This is a genomic window from Micromonospora sp. 4G55 (assembly GCF_016803375.1).
Genome location: NZ_JAEVHN010000164.1, coordinates 1 through 11,225, shown reverse-complemented (window position 1 = coordinate 11,225; position 11,225 = coordinate 1). Strand labels below are relative to the sequence as shown.

The window sequence follows — 11,225 nt, the reverse complement described above, 5'->3', positions numbered from 1 at the left end:
CGTCGAGGAAGACCACCCAGGGCCGGCGGGCCGCCCGCCAGCCGACGTTGCGCGCCGCCGCCGGGCCCGCGCCGCGACCGGTCACCACCTTGGCGTACGCGGACAGCGCCCCCGGCACCGCCAGCTCCCCGGCGGCGTCGCGCCGGTCGTCGACCAGCAGGATCTCCACGTCGGGCAGCTCGGCGAGCTGCGGGGCGAGGGCGTCGAGCAACGTGCCGAGGCTGGGCCGGCCGACGGTCGGCACCACGATGCTGATCACCGGGCACCGCCGAGCGCACCGCGCCGCACCGCGAACGGGCCGAGGGCCAGCAGCTCCACCGGGGCGGAGCCGAACAGCTCCATCGCCTCGCGTGGGGTGTCCACCATGGGCCGGCCGGCGGTGTTCAGCGACGTGTTCACCACCACCGGCAGCCCGGTGAGCCGTTCGAACTCGGCCAGCAGCTCGGCGACGAGGGGCTCGGTGTCGCTGTGCACGGTCTGCACCCGGGCGGTGCCGTCGACGTGGGTGACCGCCGGGATGCGATCCCGCCACTCCGGCCTCACCCGGTGCACGAAGAGCATGTACCGGCTGGGGAAGACCCCGTCGAAGAGGTCGGCGAAGCGTTCGGCGCGGACCATCGGCGCGATCGGGCGGAACTGCTCCCGCCCCTTGACGTCGTTCATCCGGGCGGTGGTCGCCGGGTCGCCGGGGTGGGCCAGCAGCGAGCGGTGCCCGAGGGCGCGCGGGCCGTACTCGCTGCGCCCCTGGTACCAGGCGACGATGCCGTTGGCGGCGAGCACCCGGGCCGCCTCGGCGGCAATCGAGTCCGGCCGGAAGTAGGGCAGCGCGCCCGGCGCAGCTCCGCCTCCAGCTCGTCGTCCGACCAGCCGCGGCCGAGGTCCGCCCCGCTCATCGGCGTCGCCCGGTCGCCGAGGGTGCCGGCGACGTGCAGGGCGGCGCCCAGCGCGGTGCCGGAGTCGCCGGCCGCCGGCTGCACCCAGACGTCCCGGTACGGCCCCTCGGCCGCGAGCCGGGCGTTCGCGACGCAGTTCAGCGCCACCCCGCCGGCCATCGCCAGGGTCGAGGCGCCGCCCGAGGCGTCGTACAGCCAGCGGGCCAGGTCGAGGACGACCTCCTCCAGCCGGGCCTGCACGCTGGCGGCCAGGTCGGCGTGGTCCTCGGTCAGCTCGGCGCCCGGCTCGGCGGCCTTGGCCAGGCTCGCCCAGTCGATCCGGTCGACGTGGAAGCCGCCGGCGTCGGTGACCCGGACCAGCTCGCGCAGCAGGCCGAGGTGCTTCGGCCGGCCGTACGAGGCCAGCGCCATCACCTTGTACTCGTCGCTGGAGTGCAGGAAGCCGAGGTGGCGGGTGAGGTCCTCGTAGAGCAGGCCGAGCGAGTGCGGCAGCTCCTGCGAGTACAGCGGGCTCAGTTCGCCGCCGCGGTAGACGCCGGCCAGGTGGCTGGCCGCCTCGCCCCGGCCGTCGAGCACCAGGACGGCGGTGTCGTCGCCGGCCGGCGGGGCGGCCAGCCCGGCCGAGGCGCGTGCGCCACGTGGTGCGGGACGAAGCGCACCTTCTCCGGGTCGAGGCCGGGCAGGGCGGCGGCGAGGAACTGCGGCGCCGCCGGGCATAGTCGACGCGCAGCCAGTCCCACGGGTCGGCCAGGCCGAGGTCGGTGGCGTCGCGGCACAGGCCGGGGTCGAAGGAGTAGGCCACCGCGTCGAGGCTGCCGACGTCGACGCCGGCGCTGGACAGGCACCAGGCCGCGGCGAGTTCGGGCAGCTCCCAGGCGGAGAACGGGACGGGTCGCTTGCCGTGCTTGCGGCGGCTGAACCGTTCCTCTTCGGCGGCGGCCACCACCTGTCCGTCGACCACCAGGGCGGCGGCCGGATCGTGGAAGATCGCATTGATACCGAGGACGCGCATGGCAGGGTCCGTACCCTCGCCTTCACCTCCTAACCTGTAGATCATCCACTTCTCCCGCCGGCCGCGAATCTCCAGCTTGGAGATGCGGCGCCGCGGGTCCCACCGGAGTCAGACGCCGCGGCGGTGCTGCGGGCGTGGGGTGGCGGTGCGGTGGCGGCCGGGCGGTAGCCTGCGGGACGAGCGGCCCACGTCGATGCGGAGCGCCGATGTCCAACTCTCGGGTGTCCCACCCGCTGTTCGCCCGGTTGTTCGCGCGGGCGAGCGTGGCCCTGGACCGGGCCGGCGCGGCCGAGCACCGGCGTCGACTGGTCGCCGGCCTGCGCGGGCGGGTGGTCGAGGTGGGCGCCGGCAACGGCCGGATGTTCGCGCACTACCCGTCCGAGGTGGACGCCGTGCTCGCGGTGGAGCCCGAGCCCTGGCTGCGCGCCGCCGCCCGCAGCGCCGCCGAGCACGCCCCGGTGCCGGTGACGGTCACCGACGGGCTGGCCGAGGCGCTGCCGGTCGCCGACGCCAGCGTCGACGCCGTGGTGATGTCGCTGGTGCTCTGCTCGGTCCCCGACCAGTCCGTCGCGCTGCGGGAGGCGTACCGGGTGCTGCGTCCCGGCGGGTGGTTGCGCTTCTACGAGCACGTCGCGGCGGGCACCCCCGGGCTGCGCCGGACGCAGCGGGTGGTCGACGCGACCTGCTGGCCGTTGCTCTGCGGCGGCTGCCACACCGGGCGGGACACGGTGTCGGCGATCGTCGCGGCGGGTTTCAGCGTGGTCCGGCTGGACCGGTTCCGCTTCCCGCCCGGCCGGTTGCCGCGCCGGCGTCACCGCACGTGCTCGGCGCCGCGATCCGGCCCTGAGGCGTCGTCGGGCGCCCGTCGGGGGCGGCCCGGGCGGGCCACCCCCGACGGGGAACTCAACCGACGTTGACGGTGCCGTCGGGTGCGCGCACGCAGGAGACCGCCCGGGAGGCGGTCGCGGCGGCGCCGGTCAGGCACCGGCCGAGCACCTGGTGCCCGGCGGCGTTCGGGTGCCAGGACTCCTGGCAGGTCTGGAAGTACGTCCCGCAGGTGTTGGCGATTCGCTGGATCTCCAGCTTGTCGTAGCCGGAGAGGCTGGTGACGAAGACGCCGGACGGGCCGTCCTGGAGGCGGATCGGGGTGGCCAGCGTGCCGGTGGGGCTGCCCGCCTGCTCGCAGAGCCGGGCGCCGTCGAAGGCGCGCTGCACGTTGAGGTAGACCAGGTCGGCGGCCGGGAACTCGGCGGCCAGGGTGGTGCGTACCGAGTTGACCAGCGTGCCGAGCCCCTGGGAGAAGTGGTGGCCGGGGGCGAGGCTGGCCCGGTGGATCGGGCAGCCGGCGGCGTACCGCTCGGCGCCGAGCGCGCGGAACTTGTCCCGGGTGTCGTCCCGGTCGTCCTCGCTCCAGTAGACCTGGGCCAGCTCCGGCGGCAGTGGGTTGGTGTAGTCCTGGAACACGATCCGGTGCTGGCCGTCGGCGTCGATCTGGTCGAGGGTGGTGAGGATCTGGCGGACGGCCGTGGTGGTCTCGGCGGTCGCGGCGGCGAACTGGGCGGCGGTGGCCAGGTCGGCGTCGTCGCAGGGTTCCTGCTCGACCGGCCCGCCCAGGTACGCCCAGAACTCCCACCAGCCGGTCCACGCGTCGGCGATGAACCGGTTGGCACACTTCTCGGCGACGCTGCCGAAGGTGAACGAGCTGTTGTTCGAGCCGAGGCCGACCAGCACCAGGTCGATGTCGTGGGTCTGCCCGACCGCGCGGAGCTGGTCGAGCTGCGCGGCGACCTGCCGGCCCTTGGTCCGGGTGGCGGACGCGGCGGCGATGTCGTACGGCTGGCCGCCGGAGCAGGCGAGGTTGAACCGGGCCTGGATGCCCGGCAGGTCCGCCTGGTGCAGCGAGGCGTTGGGTGAGCGGTGGCAGAAGTAGGCGTTGCTGTTCGGCGCCGACCAGCCCGGGAAGGGCTGCGCCACGCCGGCGACGTCGACCACCGGGGAGTACGCCCCGGCGCCCTCGCCGCTGATGAAGCTGTCGCCCAGCGCCACGGCGGCGGTGGGCAGCGCCGCCGCGGCGGGAGCGGGCAGGCCGACGGCGGCCGAGAGCGCGGCCGTGGCGACGGTGAGCGCCGCGGCGAGAGCGGTACGACGGAACCTGACCATCGCGTCCCCCATCTGTCCATCGAAATGTGAAAGATCCTCCGGTGGTCGCGATCAGATCACTTCGGCGTGATGGGCGTCAATGGGTGGTAACGCGTTCGTTCAACGTTCGACCCACGGGTGTGGCACGCGTGGCACCGGGCCGCCCGGTCCCGGGGAACACCCCGGCCGGGACCGGCGTTGCTGCCGGGAGACGACGACCGGCGCCCCGGTCGCGATGGCTCCAGCGGGGCTGCGCGGTTGTGTCGGGGCGGGCGGCTAGGCTCGCTGCGGCGCGCCGCGCGTGGAGATCGAGTCAGGGTGGATCAAGACGGTGAGCGGCACCACACCGCCGAGACCTGGGAGTACGACCAGTTGACCGCACAGCCTGAGACCCTCTACGGGGCCGACGACCTCACCCACCTCGAGGGCCTGGACGCCGTCCGCAAGCGTCCCGGCATGTACATCGGCTCCACCGACAGCCGTGGCGTGGGTCACCTCGTCAACGAGATCCTCGACAACTCGACCGACGAGGGTGTCGCGGGTCACGCCCGGAAGGTCGAGGTGACGCTGCACGCCGACGGTTCGGTGCAGGTCGACGACGACGGCCGCGGCATCCCCACCGACGTGCACGCCAAGTCCGGCATCTCCGGGGTCGAGCTGGTGCTCACCCGGCTGCACGCCGGTGGCAAGTTCGGCGGCTCGGGCTACAAGACCTCCGGCGGCCTGCACGGCGTCGGCGCTCGGCGGTCAACGCGCTCTCCCGCCGCTTCGACGTCACGGTCCGGCGCGGCGGCAAGGTGCACGCCATGTCGTTCCGGCACGGCGTGCCGGGGATCTTCGACGGCGACGGCCCGGACGCTCCCTTCACCGCCGGTCCCGGCCTGCAGATCGTCGGGGCGATGAAGCGCGGCCAGCGCACCGGCACCTCGATCCGCTACTGGCACGACGCCCGCTACTTCGAGACCGGCGCGACGCTCGACGTCGACGCCGTCCGGATGAAGCTGCGCAACACCGCCTTCCTGGTGCCCGGGGTCGACTACCGGCTGCGCGACGAGACGGGTGAGCAGCCCGCCGAGGAGCGCTTCCACTTCCCCAACGGCCTCACCGACATGGTCGAGTTCCTGGCCCCGGCCGGCGACCGGCCGGTCTCCGGCACCCTGCTGGTCACCGGCGAGGGCACCTACCGGGAGAACGCCGCCGACGCCAACGGCGTGATGCAGTCCAATGTGCAGCGCCGCGCCGAGGTCGAGGTGGCCTTCCGCTGGGGCACCGGCTACGAGCGCACCGTGGAGTGCTTCACCAACACCATCCGCAACGCCCACGGCGGCACCCACCGCAAGGGCTTCGAGCGGGCGCTGGCGCGCACCCTCGCCGACGCCGTACGCAACACCCGTGGCCTGCTCAAGGCCAAGGAGGAGCCGCCCACCCTGGACGACGTCCTGGAGGGGATGACGGCGGTGGTGCACGTGCGCATCCCGGAGCCGCAGTTCACCTCGCAGACCAAGGACGAGCTCTCCACGGCCGGCATCACCAAGGTGATGCAGTCCCTGATCGAGCAGCACCTGAAGGCCTGGCTGGAGGACCGGCGCACCAAGGCCGAGGCGCGCACGGTGCTCCAGAAGATCGTCGACGCGGCGCGGGTCCGGCTCACCCAGAAGCAGCAGAAGGACGCGGCCCGGCGCAAGACCGCCCTGGAGGGCGCGTCGATGCCGGCCAAGCTGGTCGACTGCCGCGCGGCCGGCATCGACCGCAGCGAACTGTTCATCGTCGAGGGGGACAGCGCCCTGGGCACCGGCCGGCTCGCCCGGTCGGCGGAGTACCAGGCACTGCTGCCGATCCGCGGCAAGATCCTCAACGTGCAGAAGGCGAACCTCCAGCAGGTGCTGGACAACGCCGAGTGCGCCGCGATCGTGCAGGTGCTCGGCGCCGGCTCGGGGCGTACCTTCGACCTGTCGGCCCTGCGGTACGGCCGGGTCCTGATCATGGCGGACGCCGACGTGGACGGCGCGCACATCCGTACCCTGCTCATCACGCTCTTCGCCCGCTACATGCGGCCGCTGATCGAGGCCGGTCGGCTCTTCGCCGCGATGCCGCCCCTGCACAAGATCACCACCAGGGGGCGCAACCCGCAGACCATCTACACCTACACCCAGGCCGAGATGGAGACGACGGTCCGCAAGCTGGAGAAGGCCGGCAAGCAGATCGTCACCCCGATCCCGCGCTTCAAGGGCCTCGGCGAGATGGACGCCGACGAGCTGTGGGAGACCACGATGAATCCCGCCACCCGGGCGGTCCGCCGGATCACCCTCGACGACGTCGACGCCGCCGAGCGGATCCTCGAACTGCTGATGGGGGAGAAGGTCGAGCCGCGCCGCAACTGGCTGATCGACTCCTCCGACCGGGTCGACCGGGAGGCGATCGACGCATGAGCACCGGGTCCGTTCGAGGGGAAAGCTGACGATGGCACGCCGCAAGGAAGACCGCGCCAAGGTGGACCTGTCCGCCTTCGACCAGGCGGGCGCGCGGGTCTTCGACAACCCGCTGGTCACCGAGGTCTCCGACTCCTATCTGGAGTACGCCTTCTCGGTCATCCACTCCCGCGCCCTGCCCGACGCGCGCGACGGGCTCAAGCCGGTGCACCGGCGCATCCTCTGGTCGATGTACGAGCAGGGTCACCGACCCGAACGGGCGCACGTCAAGTCCGCCCGAATCGTCGGCGACTGCTTCGTTGCTGGAACACTCGTCTCCACGCCGGGCGGCTTGCGCCCCATCGAGGATGTCGAGATTGGCGACAGGGTGCTGGACGGCGAGGGGTCTCCCGTACCGGTGACGGCGGTGTACAGGAATCCGGAGTCTGATCTCGTCCGGGTCACCTGGAGCAACGGTCACACGATGGTGGTGACTCCGGGACAGCGGTTCCGCGTCGTGGATGACGACCTCTCCGTCCGATGGGTCGAGGCCCGCGACCTGTCCGGGCACCTGACCGTCGCGTACGGCAGCCGTCGTCGCGAGGCCCTCACGGTGGGCGGCGATGCCTATGACTACGTGCGTGGGCTCGTGGTGGCTGAAGGGTTCGCCGTGGACCGGTCCCGCGAGGCGGATGGTCGTGTTCGCATCCACATGTGTGACGTCGAACCGCTCGATGTCGCTCACGGCTGGGCCATCGCAAGCGGACTGAACGCCTCCCGCGGCAAGCGTGAGGCGATCAACCCCCGCCATCGCGACCAGCACATCCTGACCTTCAGCCGACATGACGGTCTGCTGGAGGCGGGTCGCCCGCTCAGTCACGACAAGCTCGTACCGAGCGACATTATGGAGGATCGTTCCGCCTGGGTGCCATTCCTCGCCGGATTCTTCGACGGTGACGGATACATTCGTAAGCGCTTCCGAGAGATTGTCTTCGTGAGCACCAGCGAGGTGCTGGTGCGGCAGATCTACTCCATGCTCGCCGACCTGGGCGTGCACGGGCATCACTGGAGCAGTGCCGGAAGGTCCGGTCATCGTACCCTCCTGGGCCTGTCGGTCACCGGGCGTGACGCCGCCGTACTCGCCGGTATGCTCCTGCCCTGGGTGCGAATCGGCTACAAGAGCGACGACCTCCAGCGAGTTGCCGAGCTCGGCTACCAGTACGGTGGCAAGCAGGGCAACGACCGTTTGCCGTGCCGCGCCGTGATGGAGGAGTTCACGTCCGCTCACCAGGGCGGTGGATGGTTCCGCGACGAGGATGGCAACGCCTTCCGAGCCTCGCTGTCGGGTGCCGGCACGACGGTTCGTTACGGCAGGGACCGCAACGGCGTGCCGCTGTTGGAGCGGTCATTCCCCCTCTGGCGCGCGGAGCGCGATGGCTGGGTTCGGAAACTGCGTCGCATCGGTTCGCCCTTGGCCGGTCGGCTCGAGGCGCTGGCTGGTCGGTCCTTCCTGCGAGTCGTTGCGGTCGAGGCCGTAGCCCCCGCTGCCACGTACGACATCCAGGTTGGCTCCGAGGAACACGCCTTTGTCGCCGAAGGCTACGTCGTTCACAACTGCATGGGTAAGTACCACCCGCACGGCGACACGGCGATCTACGACGCCATGGTGCGACTCGCCCAGGACTTCTCCCTCAACGCGCCGCTCATTGATGGGCATGGAAATTTTGGAAGCCCGGACGATGGACCTGCCGCGGCGAGATATACCGAGGCACGTATGTCCCGCGAGGCGATGCTGCTCGTCGGTGAGCTGGGCGAGGACACCGTCGACGTCGAGCCCAACTACGACGGCTCGCTGACCCAGCCCACCGTGCTGCCGGCCGCCTTCCCCAACCTGCTGGTCAACGGCGCGTCCGGGATCGCGGTCGGGATGGCGACCAACATGATCCCGCACAACCTCGGCGAGGTGGTCTCCGCCGCCCGCTGGCTGATCAACCACCCGGACGCCGACCTCGACAAGCTGATGGAGTTCGTCCCCGGCCCCGACCTGCCGACCGGCGGTCTGCTGCTCGGCCTGGACGAGGTGCGCCGGGCGTACGAGACCGGGCGGGGCGTGGTCCGGATGCGCGGCCGGGTCGAGATCGGCCCGCTGGAGGGCAGCCGCGGCCGGCAGGCGATCACCGTCGTCGAGCTGCCGTACGGCGTCGGCGCGGAGAAGGTGATCGCGGCGATCACCAACGAGGTCACCAAGACCAAGCGGCTGACCGGCATCGCCGACGTCAAGGACCTCACCGACCGGGAGAGCGGCACCCGCCTGGTCATCGAGTGCAAGGTCGGGGTCAACCCGCAGGCGCTGCTGGCCGACCTCTACCGGCTCACCCCGCTGGAGCAGTCGTTCGGCGTCAACAACCTGGTGCTGGTCGACGGCCAGCCGCGCACCCTCGGGCTGAAGGCGCTGCTGGAGGTCTTCCTGGCCCACCGCTACGAGGTCGTCACCCGGCGCAGCGCGTACCGCAGGCGCAAGCGCGAGGAGCGGCTGCACCTGGTCGACGGTCTGCTGATCGCCCTGCTCGACATCGACAAGGTGGTCAAGCTGATCCGGGCCAGCGACGATGCCCAGGCGGCCAAGGACGGCCTGATGCAGAAGTTCAAGCTCTCCGAGATCCAGGCCACCTACATCCTGGACACTCCGCTGCGCCGGTTGACCAAGTACGACCGGATCGAGCTGGAGGCCGAGCAGGAGAAGCTGCGCGGGGAGATCGCCGAGCTGTCCAAGATCCTCGACGACGACAAGGTGCTCAAGAAGGTCGTCTCCGACGAGTTGTCGGCGGTGGTGAAGCAGTTCGGCGCGCCGCGGCGTACCACCCTGGTCGACGGCGACCTCAAGGAGGTGCTGGCGGCGTCGGTGCCGGCCGGCCCGCTGGAGGTGGCCGACGATCCCTGCCAGGTGATCCTCTCCGCGACCGGGCTGGTGGCCCGCACCGCGGCCGAGTCGGAGGAGGCCGCCGAGGGGCGCCGGCGCAACGGCCGGGTCAAGCACGACACCGTACGCGCCGTCGTGCATACCACGGCCCGGGGCCGGGTGCTCCTGGTGACCAGCGCCGGCCGGGCGTTCAAGATCGACGTGCTGCCGCTGCCGGTGCTGCCGGAGCAGGCCGGCACGGTCTCGTTGCGCGGGGGCATGTCCGCCGCCGAGCTGGTGCCGCTGGCGGCCGGCGAGACGGTGGTCGGGCTGGCCCCGCTCGGGGCGGCCGCGCAGGGCTCGCCGGGCCTGGCGCTGGGCACCCGGCAGGGCGTGGTCAAGGTCTGCGCGCCGGAGTGGCCGGTCCGCTCGGACGAGTTCGAGGTGATCGGCCTGCGCGAGGGGGACGAGGTGGTCGGGGCGACCTGGCTCACCGACGGCCAGGAGGCGCTGACCTTCATCACCTCGGAGGCGTCGCTGCTGCGTTTCGCCGCCACGCTGGTCCGCCCGCAGGGGCTCAAGGGCGGCGGCATGGCCGGCGTCAACGTGCCCGACGGGGCGCGGGTGGTCTGGTTCGGGGCGGTCCGTACCGACGATCCAGGGCACGGGGCGCCGATGGTGGTCACCTCCACCGGTGCGACGGTCAAGGTGACGCCGTTCGGGGCGTACCCGGCGAAGGGGAGGGCGACCGGCGGCGTGCGCGCGCAGCGGTTCCTCAAGGGCGAGACGGACCTGGTGGTCGCCTGGGTCGGCGCCCGGCCGGTCGGCGCTACCGCCACCGGCGACCCGGTGGAGCTGCCCCCGGCCGACCCGCGCCGCGACGGCAGCGGCTTCGCCGTCATGCTCGGCCCGACGGTCCTCGGCCACCTCATCGAACGCGACTGACCCGCGCGGGGAAGGGGCCCGGGGCTGACGCCCCCGGGCCCCCTTCCCGCATCCCCCCGTGCCCTCGGGTTGATCATAAGTGTTGCCCTGCCCACCGGCGTGTCGCGGCAACAACTTCATGATCGCCGAGGCGGGGGGAGGGGGTCAGGCGACGCCGGTGGGGCGGAACTGGACGCTGACGCGGGGGCCGACCGGGCGGGCGGTCTTGGGGATGGCGTGCTCCCAGGTGCGCTGGCAGGAGCCGCCCATCACCACCAGGTCGCCGTGCCCGAGCGGGAAGCGCAGGCTGGCGCCGCCGCCGCGCGGGCGCAGCAGCAGTGGCCGGGGCGAGCCGAACGAGACGATGGCGACCATGGTGTCGGTGTGCGCCGATCGGCCCTGGGTGTCGCCGTGCCAGGCGACGCTGTCCCGGCCGTCGCGGTAGAGGCACATGCCGGCGGTGACGAAGGGCTCGCCCAGCTCGGCGGCGTAGTGCCGGGTCAGGGTCTCGCGGGCCTCGGTCAGCACCGGGTGCGGCAGCGGGCGGCCGCCGGCGTACCAGCAGAGCAGGCGGGGGACGTCGACCTCGGCGTCGTACATGGTGCGGCGCTCGGCGCGCCACGGCACCTCGGCCAGCAGGGTGTCGAGCACCGCGTCCGAGCCGCGCACCCAGCCGGGAAGGTGGTCGACCCAGGCGCCCCGGGTGAGCACGTGCCGGCGCAGCGCGCCCGGCAGCGGCCCGAGCGACGGACCGGCGTCGGCGAGGTCGAGCATCGACGGCTGGTAGGCGGCCTGCGTCATGCCGCCACCCTATCAGCGGTTTAGTACAGGCGTACGATCGCCGCGCTGGGCCAGGTCGAGCAGCGCGTCGGCGACCCGGGCCCGGCCGCGCCCGTCGACGGTGGCCCAGGCCCCGATGGAACTGGAGTTCAGCGGCGAGGTGTGGTTCT

At 72.3% G+C, this 11,225-nt stretch carries 6 protein-coding genes and 5 pseudogenes; 5 read left to right on the top strand and 6 right to left on the bottom strand.

Annotation, left to right across the window (positions count from 1 at the left end; translation table 11 throughout):
- From JNW89_RS15790 to JNW89_RS15775, 4 genes and pseudogenes are all read right to left on the bottom strand, one after another.
- Positions 1–259, bottom strand: a 259-nt coding sequence (locus JNW89_RS15790; RefSeq protein WP_238449496.1) for a glycosyltransferase family 2 protein, incomplete at its 3' end; no start/stop codon positions are given.
- Positions 256–726: pseudogene (locus tag JNW89_RS15785) on the bottom strand (carbamoyltransferase C-terminal domain-containing protein); the annotation flags it as partial. The pseudogene JNW89_RS15785 and the gene JNW89_RS15790, both read right to left, overlap by 4 nt.
- Positions 660–1,610, bottom strand: coding sequence for a carbamoyltransferase N-terminal domain-containing protein (locus JNW89_RS38100; RefSeq protein WP_375155102.1), 951 nt, complete (start codon positions 1,608–1,610; stop codon positions 660–662). The pseudogene JNW89_RS15785 and the gene JNW89_RS38100, both read right to left, overlap by 67 nt.
- A gap of 94 nt (positions 1,611–1,704) precedes the next feature.
- A pseudogene (locus tag JNW89_RS15775) lies at positions 1,705–1,905 on the bottom strand (carbamoyltransferase N-terminal domain-containing protein); the annotation flags it as partial.
- Between the two features lie 206 nt (positions 1,906–2,111).
- Here JNW89_RS15775 and JNW89_RS15770 point away from each other — a divergent pair.
- The gene (locus tag JNW89_RS15770) at positions 2,112–2,822 is read left to right on the top strand and encodes a class I SAM-dependent methyltransferase (protein WP_238449494.1); all 711 of its coding nucleotides are present in this window, start codon (positions 2,112–2,114) and stop codon (positions 2,820–2,822) included.
- On the opposite strand, the gene JNW89_RS15765 is transcribed toward JNW89_RS15770, so the two are convergent.
- Entirely contained in the window at positions 2,809–4,065 is a 1,257-nt protein-coding gene (locus JNW89_RS15765; RefSeq protein ID WP_238449497.1) for a hypothetical protein, read from the bottom strand. The genes JNW89_RS15770 and JNW89_RS15765 overlap by 14 nt on opposite strands.
- A gap of 351 nt (positions 4,066–4,416) precedes the next feature.
- Here JNW89_RS15765 and JNW89_RS15760 point away from each other — a divergent pair.
- From JNW89_RS15760 to JNW89_RS37665, 4 genes and pseudogenes are all read left to right on the top strand, one after another.
- Positions 4,417–6,473 (top strand): annotated as a pseudogene (locus JNW89_RS15760) (type IIA DNA topoisomerase subunit B).
- Between the two features lie 31 nt (positions 6,474–6,504).
- Positions 6,505–6,846: pseudogene (locus JNW89_RS37675) on the top strand (DNA gyrase subunit A); the annotation flags it as partial.
- Positions 6,847–6,936: 90 nt separating this feature from the next.
- Positions 6,937–7,563 (top strand): annotated as a pseudogene (locus JNW89_RS37670) (LAGLIDADG family homing endonuclease); the annotation flags it as partial.
- A 36-nt stretch (positions 7,564–7,599) separates the two neighbouring features.
- Positions 7,600–10,296, top strand: a complete 2,697-nt coding sequence (locus JNW89_RS37665) for a DNA topoisomerase (ATP-hydrolyzing) subunit A (protein ID WP_375155103.1) — start codon at positions 7,600–7,602, stop codon at positions 10,294–10,296.
- A gap of 144 nt (positions 10,297–10,440) precedes the next feature.
- Here the strand turns inward: JNW89_RS37665 and JNW89_RS15750 are convergent, their stop codons facing one another.
- Positions 10,441–11,076, bottom strand: coding sequence for an alpha-ketoglutarate-dependent dioxygenase AlkB (locus tag JNW89_RS15750; RefSeq protein ID WP_238449492.1), 636 nt, complete (start codon positions 11,074–11,076; stop codon positions 10,441–10,443).
- Between the last annotated feature and the right edge of the window lie 149 nt (positions 11,077–11,225).

What these genes read in the sequence shown, in the direction of transcription:
- JNW89_RS38100 (WP_375155102.1), bottom strand. Translation starts at nt 1,610, where the DNA reads ATGCCCGGCGGCGCCGCAGTTCCTCGCCGCCGCCCTGCCCGGCCTCGA.
- JNW89_RS15770 (WP_238449494.1), top strand. Translation starts at nt 2,112, where the DNA reads ATGTCCAACTCTCGGGTGTCCCACCCGCTGTTCGCCCGGTTGTTCGCG.
- JNW89_RS15765 (WP_238449497.1), bottom strand. Translation starts at nt 4,065, where the DNA reads ATGGTCAGGTTCCGTCGTACCGCTCTCGCCGCGGCGCTCACCGTCGCC.
- JNW89_RS37665 (WP_375155103.1), top strand. Translation starts at nt 7,600, where the DNA reads ATGCTCCTGCCCTGGGTGCGAATCGGCTACAAGAGCGACGACCTCCAG.
- JNW89_RS15750 (WP_238449492.1), bottom strand. Translation starts at nt 11,076, where the DNA reads ATGACGCAGGCCGCCTACCAGCCGTCGATGCTCGACCTCGCCGACGCC.